Below are 15,840 nucleotides of genomic sequence, written 5' to 3' on the forward strand. Positions count from 1 at the left end.
ACGTTCCGCCCTTCGGGGCGGAACCTGTTTCTGTTTCAAGGATTCGGAGTCGTTATGGCTGGTCATTCCAAGTGGGCGAACATCAAGCACCGCAAAGAGCGCCAGGATGCAAAAAGAGGCAAGATCTTCACCAAGTGGATCCGCGAGCTGACCGTCGCGGCCAAGCAAGGGGGCGGTGACCCGGCCTCCAATCCGCGTCTGCGCCTGGCGCTGGACAAGGCCCTGGGTGCCAACATGAGCCGCGACATCATCGATCGCGCCGTGGCCCGTGGTGCTGGCACCAACGAAAGCGACAACGTCGAAGAGCTGAGCTACGAGGGCTATGGCCCGGGCGGCGTGGCGATCATGGTCGAGGCCATGACCGACAACCGCAACCGTACCGCCGCCGCCGTGCGTCATGCCTTCACCAAGTGCGGTGGCAACCTGGGCACCGACGGCTCGGTGGCCTACCTGTTCGAGCGCAAGGGGCAGATCAGCTTCGCCGCTGAGCTTGCGGTCGACGAGGACGCACTGATGGAAGCCGCGATGGAGGCCGACGCCGACGACGTGGTGGCCAACGACGACGGCTCCTTCGAGGTGTTCACCTCGTTCAACAGCTTTTATGCCGTGCGCAATGCGCTCGAAGAGGCTGGCTTCAAGGCCTCGGACGCCGAGATCGTGATGCAGCCGACCACCAGTGCCGAGCTGGACAAGGATGGCGCGGAGAAGGTGCTCAAGCTGATCGACATGCTCGAGGACCTGGATGACGTGCAGAACGTCTACTCCAATGCGCAGATCTCCGATGAGATCATGGAAAGCCTCGGCTAAGGTGTTCTGGCGATCCTTGCCGGTTCTTTGAATTTGTCAGCGCCTGTCCCGGCCCTTTCGCGGGTAAACCCGCTCCCACAGGTACTGCACCGACTCTGAACGTGGTGCAGTACCTGTGGGAGCGGGTTTACCCGCGAAGGGGCCGGCACAGTTTGCCGAGATGCATCAATTTTTCCACAGGCACTATGACTCTGATTCTTGGTATCGACCCCGGCTCGCGCATCACCGGCTTCGGCGTGGTCCGCCAGACCGCCCGTGGTTGCGAATATGTGGCCTCGGGCTGTATCCGCACCGGCGGCGGCGAGCTGCCCGAGCGACTGCAGATCGTCTTTCGTGGCGTGAGCGAGATCATCCGTGAGCATGGCCCGGTGACCATGGGCATCGAACGGGTGTTCATGGCGCGCAATGCCGATTCGGCGCTCAAGCTGGGCCAGGCCCGGGGCGCGGCTATCGTTGCCGCGGCCGAGGCGGGCCTGGAGATCGCCGAGTACAGCGCCAGCCAGGTCAAGCAGGCCGTGGCCGGTACCGGCGGGGCCAATAAGGAACAGGTGATGATGATGGTCATGCACCTGCTCAAGCTGACCCAGAAGCCGCAGATCGACGCCTCCGACGCCCTGGCCATCGCCCTGTGCCATGCCCATACCCGTTCCAGCCTGATTCCCCATGGGCTGGCGACGGCGCGGCGGCGCGGCGGGCGCTTGCGTCTGTAACCGCTTCATGCGCTGATACACATTTTGTCCGGGTGGCGCGCGCTCCCGGCGCATTTGCTGATAGGGTGGACCGGTTTTCGACCGGCGCCCGAGAGGAAGGAACGGAACGTGATTGGACGTTTGCGTGGCACCCTGGCGGAAAAACAGCCGCCGCACCTGATTATCGACGTCAACGGCGTGGGCTATGAGCTCGAAGTGCCGATGACCACCCTGTACCGCCTGCCCAAGGTCGGCGAGGCAGTGACCGTGCACACCCACCTGGTGGTACGCGAAGACGCCCACCTGCTCTATGGTTTCGCGGAAAAGCGCGAGCGCGAGCTGTTCCGCGAGCTTATCCGCCTGAACGGCGTAGGGCCGAAGCTGGCGCTGGCGCTGATGTCCGGCCTGGAAGTGGACGAGCTGGTGCGCTGCGTGCAGGCCCAGGATGCATCGGTCCTGGTGCGTGTGCCCGGTGTCGGCAAGAAAACCGCCGAACGCCTGCTGGTCGAGCTCAAGGACCGCTTCAAGGCGTGGGAAACCTCCCCGGCGATGTTCACTCTGGTCTCCAACGGCCCGCTGCCGGCGGCCAGTGAGTCCTCGGCCGAGGCCGACGCGGTCAGTGCCCTGGTCTCCCTGGGCTACAAACCACAGGAAGCGAGCAAGGCGATTGCCGCGATCAAGGACAAAGCCGGCCTGAGCAGCGAGGAATTGATCCGTCGCAGCCTTAAAGGGATGATTACCAAGTGATCGAGACCGACCGCCTGATCGCCGCCAGTGGGCGCGACCGCGAAGAAGTCCAGGACCGCGCGATCCGCCCGCTGCGCCTGGACGACTACATCGGCCAGCCGGTGGTGCGCGAGCAGATGGCGCTGTTCATCCAGGCCGCGCGCGGGCGCAACGAATCCCTCGACCATACGCTGATCTTCGGCCCGCCCGGCCTGGGCAAGACCACCCTGGCCAACATCATTGCCCAGGAGATGGGCGTGTCGGTCAAGAGCACCTCGGGCCCGATCCTCGAGCGCCCGGGCGACCTCGCGGCAATGCTGACCAACCTCGAGCCCCATGACGTGCTGTTCATCGACGAGATCCACAGGTTGTCGCCAGTGGTCGAGGAAGTGCTCTATCCGGCGATGGAAGACTTCCAGCTGGACATCATGATCGGCGAAGGCCCGGCCGCGCGCTCGATCAAGCTCGATCTGCCACCGTTCACCCTGGTCGGCGCCACCACCCGTGCCGGCATGCTGACCAATCCGTTGCGTGACCGCTTCGGTATCGTCCAGCGCCTGGAGTTCTACAGCAACAAGGACCTGGCAACCATCGTCAGCCGTTCGGCTGGTATTCTCGGGCTGCCGATGGACGACAAGGGTGCCTTCGAGATCGCCCGTCGGGCGCGGGGCACGCCGCGGATCGCCAACCGCCTGCTGCGGCGGGTGCGCGACTTTGCCGAAGTGCGTGGCAAGGGCGAGATCACCAAAGCCGTGGCGGACATGGCGCTGAACCTGCTGGATGTCGACGAGCGTGGCTTCGATCACTCCGACCGGCGTCTGCTGCTGACCATGATCGAGAAGTTCGACGGCGGTCCGGTGGGGCTCGACAACATTGCTGCGGCGATCGGCGAAGAGCGCCACACCATCGAGGACGTGCTCGAGCCCTATCTGATCCAGCAGGGCTACATCATGCGTACCCCGCGAGGCCGCGTGGTGACCCGACACGCCTACCTGCATTTCGGCCTGAACATCCCCGGGCGCTTCTGCGAAGGTGGCGAATATGCCGCCCAGGACGACGAATGACAGATCGAATCGGGAATTTCGTGGTCCTAGCGCTGGCACGCCGCAGGCTCGCTGGCAATAGGACATTATTGATGAAAAAACAGTTACCGCGGCGGATTGGCAAGTTCAGGAGTAACCACTAGAGTATGCGCGCGCAAAATGGGCTGGAACCGTTCGCACACCGCTGTCGCGTCTATTACGAGGATACCGACGCCGGTGGCGTGGTGTATTACGTCAACTACCTGAAATTCATGGAGCGCGCCCGCACCGAGCGGCTGCGTCACCTGGGGTTCTCCCAGGCCCAGCTGGCGCAGGACAACCTGCTGTTCGTGGTCCATTCCAGCGAGGCGCGCTACCACGCGCCGGCCCGCCTGGACGATGAGCTGCGGGTGACCGCGCAAGTGCTTGAACTGAATCGTGCCAGCCTGCGCTTCGTGCAGCAGGTGTGGCGAACACAGGATGAAGTGCTGCTCTGCGAGGGGCAGTTCCTGGTGGCCGCCGTGCGCGCCGACACTTTCAAACCCCGGGCCATTCCCCCAGAACTGCGCGACGCATTCCTGGCGGACGGCGCGGGTACTCAATCGAACGCAGGAGAATAAGCGTGGAAGCAAACGTCGTCGACCATACCTCCATGTGGAGCCTGGTCGCCAATGCCAGTGTCGTGGTTCAGCTGGTAATGCTGACCCTCGTGGCAGCCTCGGTGACCTCTTGGATCATGATCTTCCAGCGCAGCACCATGCTGCGCGCCGGTCGTCGTGCACTGGACGCTTTCGAAGAGCGCTTCTGGTCGGGCATCGACCTGTCCAAGCTGTACCGCCAGGCAGGTAGCAACCCCGATCCGGACTCGGGTGTCGAGCAGGTGTTCCGCGCCGGCTTCAAGGAATTCTCGCGTCTGCGCCAGCAGCCGGGTGTTGATCCGGACGCGGTCATGGAAGGTGTCGGTCGCGCCATGCGCGTGGCGATCTCCCGTGAGGAAGAAAAGCTCGAGCAGAGCCTGCCGTTCCTGGCCACCGTCGGTTCCACCAGCCCGTACATCGGCCTGTTCGGTACCGTGTGGGGCATCATGAACTCGTTCCGCGGCCTGGCCAGCGCCCAACAGGCGACCCTGGCCACCGTGGCTCCCGGTATCGCCGAGGCCCTGATCGCCACCGCGATCGGCCTGTTCGCCGCGATCCCGGCCGTTATCGCCTACAACCGTTTTGCCGCGCGCAGTGAAGTGCTGATTGGCCGCTACTACACCTTCGCCGACGAGTTCCAGGCGATCCTGCACCGCAAAGTACACACCAGCGAAGAGTGATCAGGTAGAAACCCATGGCCCGAGTTCGCCACAAACGCAAGCCGGTCGCCGAGATGAACGTGGTGCCCTACATCGACGTGATGCTGGTACTGCTGGTCATCTTCATGGTGACCGCCCCCATGCTCAACCAGGGCGTGAAGGTGGATCTGCCCAAGGTTTCCAGCGAAGCCCTGCCGCAGGACAACAACGTCCAGGTCCTGACCATCTCGATCAAGGCCGACAAGACCTACTACTGGAACCTTGGTAGCGAAGTAGACACCGACAAGCAGATGGACAAGGCCATGACCTTGCCGGAAATGACCGGTGCGGTGACCAAGATCATCGCCGCCGGCCGTGACCAGGGCAAACAGACCCAGGTCTTCATCCGTGGCGACAAGGCCGTCGACTACGGCGCGGTCATGGGCGCCATGGGCGGGTTGCAGAAGGCCGGTGTCGGTAACGTTGGCCTGATTACCGAGGCGCCCTGATGCAGCAGCGAGAGCCATCCGCCTCGGAAAGCTACTTCTGGCCCAGTGTCTGGGCCATCGGCCTGCATGTTCTGGTGTTCGGCATGCTGTTCGTCAGCTTTGCCATGACGCCCGAGCTGCCGCCGTCCAAGCCCATCGTCCAGGCCACGCTCTACCAGCTCAAATCCAAGAGCCAGGCGACCACCCAGACCAATCAGAAGATTGCTGGGGAAGCGAAGAAAACCGCCTCGCGCCAGACCGAGGTCGAGCAGCTGGAGCAGAAGAAGGTCGAGCAGGAGGCCGTGAAGGCCGCGGAACAAAAGAAAGCCGACGCCGCTCAAAAAGCCGAGGAGGCTCGCGAAGCCGCCGAGGCGAAGAAGGCTGAGGCCGCCGAGCAGAAGAAAGCCGCCGAGGCCAAGAAAGCCGAGGAAGCTAAGAAGGCCGCTGAAAAGCAACAGGCTGACATCGCCAAGAAGAAGGCTGAGGAAGAGGCCAAGAAACAGGCCGACGAAGAAGCCAAGAAACAAGCTGCGGAAGAGGCGAAGAAGAAAGCCGCCGAAGACGCGAAGAAAAAAGCTGCCGAGGACGCCAAGAAGAAAGCGGCGGCCGAGGACGCGAAGAAGAAGGCAGCTGAAGAGGCCAAGAAAAAGGCCGCGGCAGACGCCCAGAAGAAAAAGGCACAGGAAGCGGCCCGCAAGGCGGCGGAAGACAAGAAGGCCCAGGCGCTCGCCGAGCTGTTGTCCGACACCACCGAGCGGCAGCAGGCGCTGGCCGACGAGCAGGGTGACCAGGTGGCCGGCGACTTCGACGACCTGATCCGCATGCGCGCGGCCGAAGGTTGGGCGCGTCCGCCATCTGCGCGCAAGGGCATGACGGTAGTTCTGCAGATCAACATGCTGCCGGACGGCACCATCACCAACGTGAGTGTGGCCAAGTCCAGCGGTGACGGTCCGTTCGACAGCTCGGCCGTGGCCGCGGTGAAGAACATTGGTCGGTTGACCGAAATGCAGGGCTTGAAGCCGAGCGATTTCAATCCGTATCGTTCATTCAAGATGACATTTACACCTGAGGATCTAGCGTTGTGATTAAACGTCTGAGAGGACTCCTGGTCTTGCTCTGCTGCGTGGCAGGCATGGCCATGGCAGAGGAAAAGAACATCCTGGTCACCAGCGGTAGCGACCGGGCAACCCCCATTGCGGTAGTACCGTTCGGCGTGCAGGGCGGCAGCGTGCTGCCCGAGGACATGGCCGACATCATCAGCAACGACCTGCGCAACTCCGGCTACTATGGGCCGATCCCGCGGCAGAACATGATCAGCTTGCCGACCCAGGCCAGCGAAGTGATCTTCCGTGACTGGAAAGCCCTGGGCGCCCAGTACGTCATGGTTGGTAGCATCGTCCCGGCAGGCGGCCGCCTGCAGGTGAGCTACGCGCTGTTCAACGTCGCCACCGAGCAGCAAGTGCTGACCGGCAGCGTTGCCGGCGGCGTCGACCAGTTGCGCGACATGGCCCACTACATCGCCGACCAGTCGTTCGAGAAGCTCACCGGCATCAAGGGTGCGTTCTCGACCCGCATGCTGTATGTGACCGCCGAGCGTTTCTCGACCAACAACACCCGCTACACCCTGCAGCGTTCGGACTACGACGGTGCCCGTGCAGTGACCCTGTTGCAGTCGCGTGAACCGATCCTGTCGCCGCGTTTCGCGCCGGATGGCAAGCGCATCGCCTATGTCTCGTTCGAGCAGAAGCGTCCGCGCATCTTCATCCAGCACATCGACACCGGTCGTCGCGAGCAGATCACCAACTTCGAGGGCCTGAACGGCGCTCCGGCCTGGTCGCCTGACGGCACCCGCCTGGCGTTCGTGCTGTCCAAGGACGGCAACCCGGACATCTACGTGATGAATGTGGCCTCGCGCCAGATCACCCGCGTGACCGCAGGCCCGGGCATCAATACCGAGCCGTTCTGGGGCAAGGATGGCAACACCCTGTACTTCACCTCCGACCGTGGCGGCAAGCCGCAGATCTACAAGCAGTCGGTTGGTGGCGGTGGCGCCGAGCGCGTGACATTCGTGGGTAACTACAACGCCAACCCGAAACTGTCGGCGGACGAGAAGACCCTGGTGATGATTCATCGCCAGCAGGGTTTCACCAACTTCAAGGTGGCCGCTCAGGACCTGCAACGTGGAAGTGTAAAGATTCTCACCGAGACCAGTCTTGATGAGTCTCCCACTGTTGCGCCAAACGGCACCATGCTAATCTACGCCACCCGCCAGCAGGGCCGGGGAGTCTTGATGCTCGTGTCGCTTAACGGCCGCGTGAGGCTCCCACTTCCTACCGCTCAAGGCGAAGTCAGAGAACCGTCCTGGTCCCCTTACCTGAACTGATTGCGGCGTAACACGTTTTGCTTAACACACTGGGGTTTCATTAGGAGTTTCACGATGGAAATGCTGAAGTTTGGTAAATTCGCTGCGCTGGCTCTGGCCATGGCTGTAGCTGTAGGTTGCTCCTCGAAAGGCGGCGACAACGCTGGTGAAGGCGCTGTTGACCCGAACGCTGGCTACGGTGCCAACACTGGCGCTGTCGACGGCTCCCTGAGCGAAGAAGCCGCCCTGCGCGCAATCACCACCTTCTACTTCGAATACGACAGCTCGGACCTGAAGCCAGAAGCCATGCGCTCCCTGGACGTTCACGCCAAGGACCTGAAGTCCAACGGCAACCGCGTTGTCCTGGAAGGCAACACCGACGAGCGCGGCACCCGCGAGTACAACATGGCTCTGGGTGAGCGTCGTGCCAAGGCCGTTCAGCGCTACCTGGTTCTGCAGGGCGTTTCCCCTGCTCAGCTGGAACTGGTTTCCTACGGCGAAGAGCGTCCAGTTGCCACCGGCAACGACGAGCAGTCCTGGGCTCAAAACCGTCGCGTAGAACTGCGTAAGTAAGTTCTTATGCGTATGTGCCGTCGTGCTGTAACCGTCCTCGCACTCAGCCTGCCCCTTTCGGCGTGGGCTGCGGTTCCCGTAGTAGATGACAACGCGGGTGGCTATCCACCCGCGGGTTATGGCACGAGCGGCGCCTATGCCGGAGCAGGGGCTTCGGCCCCTGCTTCTGCAAATGGCCAGCTGTTCATGCAGCTGCAGCAGATGCAGGACCAGATTTCCCGCCAGCAAGGCATCATCGAAGAGTTGCAGAACGATGTGTCGCGCATGAAGCAGGAAAACCTCGAGCGCTACCAGGATCTCGACCGCCGCCTCAGCAGCGGTGCCGCGCCTGCCGCGACTCCAGACAATTCCTCCACCGGTGGCGCGAACAACGCAGCCACGGGTGCCGCTGCCGGCGCCAGCGCCGCGCAGCCACCGGCCGCCAGCAGCGAGCCGGGTGATCCGGCGAAAGAGAAGCTGTATTACGACGCCGCTTTCGACCTGATCAAGCAGAAGGACTTCGACAAGGCCAGCCAGGCCTTCAACGCCTTCCTGCGCAAGTACCCCAACAGCCAGTACGCCGGCAATGCCCAGTACTGGCTTGGCGAGGTCAACCTGGCCAAGGGCGACCTGCAAGGCGCCAGCCAGGCCTTCGCCGAGGTCGGCCAGAAGTACCCGAAACACAGCAAGGTGCCGGATTCGCTGTACAAGCTGGCCGATGTCGAGCGCCGCATGGGCCACACCGACAAGGTCAAGGGCATCCTGCAGCAGGTCATCACCCAGTACCCCGGCACCTCCGCCGCGCAACTGGCCCAGCGCGACCTGCAGAAGCTCTGAGCGACCCGTTGATGAAGAAACCCGCGCCTGTCGCGGGTTTTTTCGTTAGAATCACTGCCCTTTTTTCTTAAACACGCTGCCGCGGATAACGCCATGTCGAGTCCGCGACAGTGCCTGACGGAGGCGGACAGCCTGTTCAGCTGTCACGCCCGTGGCGATCATGCAAGACACATTACGCATCACCGAAGTGTTTTACTCGTTGCAGGGTGAAACGCGAACGGCCGGGCTGCCCACGGTTTTCGTGCGCCTGACCGGTTGCCCCCTGCGCTGCCAGTACTGCGACAGTGCCTACGCCTTCAGTGGCGGCACTATTCGCACCCTCGACTCGATCCTCGAGCAGGTCGCCGGCTTCAAGCCGCGCTACGTCTGCGTGACCGGCGGCGAGCCGCTGGCCCAGCCCAACGCGCTGCCGTTGCTGCAGCGCCTGTGCGATGCCGGTTACGACGTGTCGCTGGAAACCAGCGGCGCCCTCGATATCAGTGGTGTCGACACCCGGGTCAGCCGCGTGGTCGACCTCAAGACCCCGGGCTCGGAAGAATCCCATCGCAATCGCTACGAGAACATCGAGCTGCTGACCGGCAATGACCAGGTCAAGTTCGTCATCTGTTCCCGCGAGGACTACGATTGGGCGGTTTCCAAGCTGATTCAGTACAACCTGGCCGAGCGCGCCGGGGAAGTGCTGTTCTCGCCCAGCCACCATCAGGTGAGCGCCACCGACCTGGCCGACTGGATCGTCGCCGACAACCTGCCCGTGCGTTTCCAGCTGCAGCTGCACAAGCTGCTGTGGAACGACGAACCCGGACGTTGAGGAGAAAAAAGACATGACTGACAAACGCGCGGTAATCCTGCTGTCCGGTGGCCTGGACTCGGCCACCGTGGTGGCCATGGCCAAGGCCGACGGCTACCAGTGCTACACCATGAGCTTCGACTACGGCCAGCGCCACCGCGCCGAGCTCAATGCCGCAGCGCGGGTGGCCCGTGACCTGGGCGTGATCGAACACAAGGTGATCGGCCTGAACCTCGACGGCATCGGTGGCTCGGCCCTGACCGACAGCAGCATCGATGTGCCCGAGGCGCCGAGCGAGGGGATTCCGGTCACCTACGTGCCGGCCCGCAACACCGTGTTCCTGTCCCTGGCCCTGGGCTGGGCGGAGGTGCTCGAAGCCCGTGACATCTTCATTGGTGTCAACGCCGTGGACTACTCCGGTTATCCGGACTGCCGCCCGGAATTCGTCGAGGCCTTCGAGCGCATGGCCAACCTGGCCACCAAGGCCGGTGTGGAAGGGCAGGGCTTCCGTATCCAGGCGCCGTTGCAGAACCTGAGCAAGGCGCAGATCGTCCAGGCGGGCATCGCCCGTGGCGTGGACTACAGCCTGACCGTCTCCTGCTACCAGGCTGATGACGACGGGCGTGCCTGCGGCAAGTGCGACAGCTGCCGTCTGCGTGCCGACGGCTTCAAGGCGGCCGGCATAGAGGACCCCACCCGGTATTTTTGAAAAATTTCGCGATGGGGTGTTGATTTCCTCTGAGAAATCAGTAATATACGCGCCATCCAACGGGTCGTTAGCTCAGTTGGTAGAGCAGTTGGCTTTTAACCAATTGGTCGTAGGTTCGAATCCTACACGACCCACCATATGCAGTACGAAAGAGCCCGCCTTCATGGCGGGCTTTTTCATGCCTGTCGAAAAGTGCCCTGGCCCACTGTCAACGATTCAACCGCCGCGCATCGAAGGCATCACGCGCCTGGTAGGCAGTGTAGGTGGCCTGCGCGGCCACCAGGCCGGCCAGGCCGAAGGTACGGTCGAGGCCGAACTGGCTGAAACCGCTCGGGATCGGCAGGCGACGGGCGATGGCGTCCGCCAGCACTTCGCCGGCGACCGTGGTCGGGGCCATGCCGTGGCCGCCGAAGCCAACCGCGTGCCAGATGCCATTGTCGTCCTGGCCGATCTGCGCCATCTGGTGGCGTCCGTAGCTCATCAGGCCGCCCCAGGAATACTCCAATTCCACGTCCTCGAGTTGCGGGTAGACGCTTGCCAGGTCGGCCTTGAGCAGCCTGGCGATGGCCTGCGGCCCGCGATCGAGAATGGAGATGCGTCCCCCCCAGAGAATTCGGGTGTCTTTCAGCGGGCGGTAGTAATCGAAGGCGAAGCGTGTGTCGTAGATGGCTGACTGGCAGTTGATGGCGTCCGACAGGCGATCGCCCAGTGGTGGGGTGGTCACCACGTAGGTGGCGATCGGCAGAACGGCGCGTTCGATTGGGGCGTAGACGCCGCGGGCATAGCCCCCTGCGCTGAACACCACCTCCTCGGCATGGACTTCGCCCTGGCCGGTGCGCACGATGTAGCCGCCGGCCTTCTTCTCGATGCCGGTCACCGGCGACTGCTCAAAGATCGTCACCCCGGCCTGGGACGCGGCCTGGGCGAGGCCGCAGACGTACTTGAGCGGGTGGAAGTGGAAGGCGTTGCGCTCCAGCAACCCGCCGTAATAGCGCTCGGTCCTGAGCTGTTCCTTCAGGTCTCCGGGTGCGATGTATTCCCAGTCGACGCCATAGGCCTGCTTCATCAGCTGGCGCGGTTTCTCCAGGCGCGACGGGTCGTTGAACCAGTTGGCGAGGATCACGCCCTGGTCGACCAGGTCGCAGTCGATGGTGTAGCGGCGGGTGCGTTCGCGGATCAGGTCGACGGCGTCGAGTGTCAGCCGATACAGCTTGCGGGCCTCGTTGGCGCCCAGCGCCGACAGCAGGTCGGCGTTGCCGAGGCTGTAGCCGCCGAAGACAAAGCCGCCGTTGCGTCCCGAGGCGCCATGGCCGACACGTTGCGACTCGAGCAGGGTCACATCGCTCACTCCGCGCTCGGCAAGCCCTATCGCGGTCGACAGGCCGGCCAGGCCGCCACCGAGGATGCAGACGCGGGTATCGGTGTGCCCACTCTGGGTGGGGTAGAAGGTTCTGCTGGCGGTGGCTTCGTAGTAGGAGTCGAAGGTGCTGTTCATCAGGGTCCCGGAGCAGTGGTGGGCGGACCGGAGCGGGTCCGCCAATGGAGTGTTCAGGCGGGCTGCTGGCTGGCCGCGAGCGCATCGCCGGCGGGCTCTGCCTTGCTGCGTTCGGCCTTGCGCATCTCGATGCTGGAGAAGTCCATTTCCCTGTAGCGCACCACCCTGGAACCTGTCATCAGCTTGTGCCCGAACCAGACCACCACGAACAGCACCAGACCGACGTAGGTGGCGAAGGCGCCGATCCAGTCGATCTGCCCGCCGATGAATGCCTGGTAGTTCTGTCCGAGCATCACCACCATGCACAGGCCGAAGGCGAACAGTGGGCCGAACGGGAAGTACTTCGACACATACGGCAGTTTCGCCAGGTCGTTGCCATGGAACAGGTAGCCGCGGCGGAAGCGGTAATGGCTGATCGCGATACCCAGCCAGGCGATGAAGCCAAGCATGCCGGAGGTGTTCAGTAGCCACAGGTAGAGCTTGCCGGGGCTGAACAGGAAGCTCAGCAGGCACAGGCCGGCGACTGCGGCGGTGGCCAGCAGCGCCCAGACCGGCGTGCCGCTGCGAGTTACCCTGGCGAAGATGGCCGGCGCCTTGCGCTCCAGCGCCAGGCTGTAGAGCATGCGCGAGGAGGCGTACATGCCCGAGTTGCCGGCGGACAGCACCGAGGTCAGGATCACCGCGTTCATCACGGCGGCGGCGGCAAGCATGTCGGCCTTGGTGAAGATCAGGGTGAACGGGCTAATGGTGACGTCCGACAGTCCGTCCTTGAGCAGCCGTGGGTCGGTGTAGGGGATCAGCAGGCCGATCACGACGATGGTCAGCACGTAGAACAGCAGGATGCGCCAGAAGATCTGGCGTACGGCCTTGGGAATATTGCGCCCCGGGTTTTCCGTTTCGCCGGCGGCGATGCCCACGAACTCGGTGCCCTGGAACGAGAAGCCGACGATCATCGCCACGCCGATCAGCGCTGGCAGGCCGCCGGCGATGGGCGCGTCGCCGATCTGCCAGAGATGGGCGCCGCCGTCCTGGCCGCCTTCGAGGATGCCCAGCAGCATCAGCACGCCCACGGCGATGAAGATGATGATGGTGATGACCTTGATCAGGGCGAACCAGAACTCGGCCTCGCCGAAGAAGCGCACCGAGGCGACGTTGAGGGCGAACAGCAGTACCAGGAAGGCCGCGCTCCAGATCACCCCGGGGGTGTCCGGGAACCAGTAGAGCATGATGATCTGCACGGCCACCAGGTCCACGGCGATGGTCACGGCCCAGGAGTACCAGTAGTTCCAGCCCAGGGCGAAGCCGAAGCTTTCTTCGACGTAGCGCGAGGCATAGGTGGAGAACGAGCCGCTGACCGGCATGCACGCGGCCATTTCGCCGAGGCTGGTCATCAGGAAGTAGACCATCAGGCCGATCACCGCGAAGGCCAGCAGCGCGCCGCCGGGGCCGGATTGGGCGATGGTGGCGCCGGAGGAGACGAACAGGCCGGTGCCGATGGAGCCGCCGATGGCGATCATGTTCAGGTGGCGGCTGGTGAGCGTGCGTTTGAGGTGTCCGGAAGGCGGGGTTGCGGCAGTCAAACTTGCGTTGTTGTTCGAATGGGTCATGGGCAACCTATTGGATCTGCATTCGGGTGAGTTGTTGTTTTTGTTGTGATCTGACCACTTCCAGTTGCAGTTGACGGGCGCGGTTTGGGCGCCGGTCGGCCGGCGGCTTCTCCAGTGCCGCGGCGGTCGCGATTGCATTGATTGAAATCAGTATTGGCGTTGAAAGGTGTTCGCAACAAACGACAATTAGTTGCTACATCATTCCGTTTTGGAATGTTTGATTTCGTCGTTTTGATGATGTGCCAATGCGGGTGTTTGCACGTACTCATTTGAATTGCCCATGATTACTGGGGTGTATTGACGTCATTGTGGAGTGGAATATTGTCGTTTTGTAATTGTCAGGAAATGTACGAAACAATATGGCAGAAATTTATTCATCATTGATGCAGCAAAAAACCGATACCTGGGGGCCAGATATCGGTTCTTGGGGGGGGCGTGTCCCTTCAAGCGGAGGGACTGGTGTGAGGGGCGGCCTTGTCGCGGGCTGTCAGCCTTCGTCAGGGCGAACCGTGCTGCTGCTGGCGGTCCGCTGTTGCTGTTTCGCCCGGGTGTCGGGCAGGTTGTCGAACGCGTGCAGCCCGTTTTTCGCGTACGGGTCGCCGATCCAGCGTGGGCTGGCGGTGAACGCTTCGTTGACCAGGCTCTTGGCCGGCTCGTAGCGGTCGTAGCTCAGGCCCGCCAGGTCGGACAGGGTGTGGATCAGGTGTGCGCTGCTATAGGGGCGGTTGGTCATCGACTGCAGGTCGCGCGGGTGCCCCGCCTGCCAGCTGGGCGAGGTCCAGAGCAGGAAGGGGATGGTGTACATCGGCCGGGTCGGGTCGGCCTCGTTGCGGCCGAGGCGATCATGATTGCCGGAGCTGTAGACGTCCTCGCCATGGTCGGAGAGGTACAGCAGGAAGCCGTTCGGTGTGCTGGCCGAATAGCGCTTGATCAGGTCGGACACGACGAAGTCGTTGTAGCGCACGGCGTTGTCATAGAAGTTGTAGGTTCGTACCTGGTCGGGGGACAGCGCCGCCGGCGCGCCGGTGTTGTCCTTGAAGTGGTCGAAACCGGCCGGATAGCGGTAGCGGTAATCCATGTGCGTGCCGAGCAGGTGGACGATGATCAGCTTCTTGCCGGCCGGGTCCTGCAGGGCTTTTTCGAAGGGCTCCAGCACCACGCTGTCGTACTGGCTGGCGTTCTGGTTGCGCTGGTTGTTCAGGTAGACCGGCACGTCCGTCTGCTGCGAGAAGGTGGTGAGCATGGTGTTGCGCTTGGTCATCGTCTGCTGGTTGGTGATCCAGAAGGTCTTGTAGCCGGCCTGTTTCATCAGGTTGATCAGCGATGGATCGGTGAGGAAGCGGTCGGGGTGCTGTTGATCGCCGAAGGTGAGGATCTGCTGCATCACCTCGATGGTGTACGGGCGTGGCGAGACGACGTTGCGGAACACGGTGAGGCCCTTGTCGCGGGCGGCCAGGGCATCGAGGTTCGGTGTGGTGTCGCGGTTGTAGCCGTACAGGTGCATGTGTTCGCGGGTGGTGGACTCGCCCAGTACCAGCACCAGGGTGCGCGGCGCGTCGCCGCTGTTGTCCTTGAGGTCCTGCAGCGGCGGCAGGGCGGCATTCTGTTCCAGCAGGGCCTGCATGTTGTCCAGCTGCTGGCGGTACTGCCGGTAGCCGACCACCAGTTGCCAGGGCACCGCGGCCGCCATGCGCTGTTCGACCTTTTCCTGGGCGTCGGCGAAGCTGCGTTGCTGGGAGACCATCTGTTTGTAGAACGGGTAGCCCAGGGTCGCTGTCAGCAACAGGACGACCACCGGCAGGCGGCTGTACCGTGGCAGGGTGACCGGGCGTATGCGTCGCCACAGCAGCACGGCGATCGCGCTGTAGAGCAGCAGCCCCAGGCACAGCCAGATACTGAAGTACTGGCTGAAGTATTCCCCGGCTTCGGCGGTGTTGGACTCGAACATCACGAAGATGACGCTTTGCGAGAACTCCTGGCGGTAGATGCCGAAATAGCTCAGGCCGACCAGCGAGCTGGCCCACAACACCAGCCCGATCAGCGCGGCGAGGGGGCGGGTCAGGCGTGGCAGCAGCAGTACTGGGGCCAGCCACAGGCTGCTGAGGAACAAGGCGTCGCGAAAGCCGGCAAAGCCGGTGGTGCCGCTGAACAGCAGCAGGGCCTGGGTGACGCCGGAGAAGTACCAGAAGAACAGCAGGAGCCAGCCGAGGCCAGACCAGTCGATGGATTTGCTAGCGGGGGGAGTTGTACGGGACACGTGTGCCTCAGAGAGCGGTTGCCTGCCGGATCGGTTGGCAGGCGACGCTAAAGGGGGGAGCGTGAAAAGATCGTCAACAATTCATGAAAGTCCCGGAGAGACCGACGAGTGAGATACAAGTAACTTGCTCTTGTTGTTCGCTCTTGTTGTTCGCTCTTGTTGTTCGCTCTTGTTGTTCGCTCTTGTTGTTCGCTCTTGTAGTTGCTGTTTGCTTTTGCTTCTAAGC

Annotated in this window: 16 protein-coding genes and 1 tRNA gene; 14 read left to right on the forward strand and 3 right to left on the reverse strand. The window is 62.9% G+C overall.

Annotation, left to right across the window (positions count from 1 at the left end; translation table 11 throughout):
• Nucleotides 1–54: 54 nt before the first annotated feature.
• The 14 genes from POF53_RS05070 (at nt 55) to POF53_RS05135 (ending at nt 10,392) form a co-directional block, all read left to right on the forward strand.
• Nucleotides 55–807, forward strand: coding sequence for a YebC/PmpR family DNA-binding transcriptional regulator (locus POF53_RS05070; RefSeq protein WP_475859371.1), 753 nt, complete (start codon nt 55–57; stop codon nt 805–807).
• A gap of 185 nt (nt 808–992) precedes the next feature.
• Entirely contained in the window at nt 993–1,517 is a 525-nt protein-coding gene (gene ruvC / locus POF53_RS05075; protein WP_050704476.1) for a crossover junction endodeoxyribonuclease RuvC, read from the forward strand.
• Nucleotides 1,518–1,625: 108 nt separating this feature from the next.
• Complete coding sequence (gene ruvA, locus POF53_RS05080) at nt 1,626–2,243, forward strand: Holliday junction branch migration protein RuvA (RefSeq protein ID WP_203651249.1); 618 nt, start codon at nt 1,626–1,628, stop codon at nt 2,241–2,243.
• On the forward strand, nt 2,240–3,286 hold the full coding sequence (gene ruvB / locus POF53_RS05085; protein ID WP_203651256.1) for a Holliday junction branch migration DNA helicase RuvB: 1,047 nt from the start codon (nt 2,240–2,242) through the stop codon (nt 3,284–3,286). The genes ruvA and ruvB overlap by 4 nt, the downstream gene beginning before the upstream one ends.
• 125 nt (nt 3,287–3,411) lie before the next feature.
• Entirely contained in the window at nt 3,412–3,864 is a 453-nt protein-coding gene (ybgC, locus tag POF53_RS05090; RefSeq protein ID WP_186733987.1) for a tol-pal system-associated acyl-CoA thioesterase, read from the forward strand.
• Between the two features lie 32 nt (nt 3,865–3,896).
• Nucleotides 3,897–4,562, forward strand: a complete 666-nt coding sequence (tolQ, locus tag POF53_RS05095) for a protein TolQ (protein ID WP_189657184.1) — start codon at nt 3,897–3,899, stop codon at nt 4,560–4,562.
• Nucleotides 4,563–4,576: 14 nt separating this feature from the next.
• Nucleotides 4,577–5,029 carry a protein TolR gene (gene tolR, locus POF53_RS05100; protein WP_011535155.1) on the forward strand — a complete coding sequence of 151 codons (453 nt, stop codon included), beginning with the start codon at nt 4,577–4,579 and terminating at the stop codon, nt 5,027–5,029.
• Complete coding sequence (tolA, locus tag POF53_RS05105; protein WP_203651263.1) at nt 5,029–6,093, forward strand: cell envelope integrity protein TolA; 1,065 nt, start codon at nt 5,029–5,031, stop codon at nt 6,091–6,093. Before tolR ends, tolA begins: the two co-directional genes overlap by 1 nt.
• 53 nt (nt 6,094–6,146) lie before the next feature.
• Nucleotides 6,147–7,391, forward strand: a complete 1,245-nt coding sequence (gene tolB, locus POF53_RS05110; RefSeq protein ID WP_498966624.1) for a Tol-Pal system beta propeller repeat protein TolB — start codon at nt 6,147–6,149, stop codon at nt 7,389–7,391.
• 54 nt (nt 7,392–7,445) lie between these two features.
• A complete protein-coding gene (pal, locus tag POF53_RS05115; protein WP_011535152.1) occupies nt 7,446–7,943 on the forward strand; it encodes a peptidoglycan-associated lipoprotein Pal in 498 nt (165 codons plus the stop codon).
• Nucleotides 7,944–7,955: 12 nt separating this feature from the next.
• Nucleotides 7,956–8,759 carry a tol-pal system protein YbgF gene (ybgF, locus tag POF53_RS05120; protein WP_498966627.1) on the forward strand — a complete coding sequence of 268 codons (804 nt, stop codon included), beginning with the start codon at nt 7,956–7,958 and terminating at the stop codon, nt 8,757–8,759.
• A 160-nt stretch (nt 8,760–8,919) separates the two neighbouring features.
• Nucleotides 8,920–9,567, forward strand: coding sequence for a 7-carboxy-7-deazaguanine synthase QueE (gene queE, locus POF53_RS05125; protein WP_050704519.1), 648 nt, complete (start codon nt 8,920–8,922; stop codon nt 9,565–9,567).
• Nucleotides 9,568–9,580: 13 nt separating this feature from the next.
• Nucleotides 9,581–10,255: a 7-cyano-7-deazaguanine synthase QueC gene (gene queC, locus POF53_RS05130; RefSeq protein WP_475859363.1), complete on the forward strand. Its 675-nt coding sequence runs from the start codon at nt 9,581–9,583 to the stop codon at nt 10,253–10,255.
• A 61-nt stretch (nt 10,256–10,316) separates the two neighbouring features.
• Nucleotides 10,317–10,392, forward strand: a tRNA-Lys gene (locus tag POF53_RS05135).
• 71 nt (nt 10,393–10,463) lie between these two features.
• Here the strand turns inward: POF53_RS05135 and POF53_RS05140 are convergent.
• The 3 genes from POF53_RS05140 to POF53_RS05150 all read right to left on the reverse strand — a co-directional run bounded on the left by POF53_RS05140 (nt 10,464) and on the right by POF53_RS05150 (nt 15,614).
• On the reverse strand, nt 10,464–11,750 hold the full coding sequence (locus POF53_RS05140; protein WP_498966630.1) for an NAD(P)/FAD-dependent oxidoreductase: 1,287 nt from the start codon (nt 11,748–11,750) through the stop codon (nt 10,464–10,466).
• A 53-nt stretch (nt 11,751–11,803) separates the two neighbouring features.
• Nucleotides 11,804–13,357 carry an amino acid permease gene (locus POF53_RS05145; protein ID WP_203651272.1) on the reverse strand — a complete coding sequence of 518 codons (1,554 nt, stop codon included), beginning with the start codon at nt 13,355–13,357 and terminating at the stop codon, nt 11,804–11,806.
• 487 nt (nt 13,358–13,844) lie between these two features.
• Nucleotides 13,845–15,614, reverse strand: coding sequence for a phosphoethanolamine transferase CptA (locus POF53_RS05150; RefSeq protein WP_232857165.1), 1,770 nt, complete (start codon nt 15,612–15,614; stop codon nt 13,845–13,847).
• Nucleotides 15,615–15,840 lie beyond the last annotated feature (226 nt).

Origin of the sequence: Mitsuaria sp. RG (genome assembly GCF_028369275.1) — a bacterium.
Lineage (GTDB): Bacteria > Pseudomonadota > Gammaproteobacteria > Pseudomonadales > Pseudomonadaceae > Aquipseudomonas > Aquipseudomonas peradeniyensis.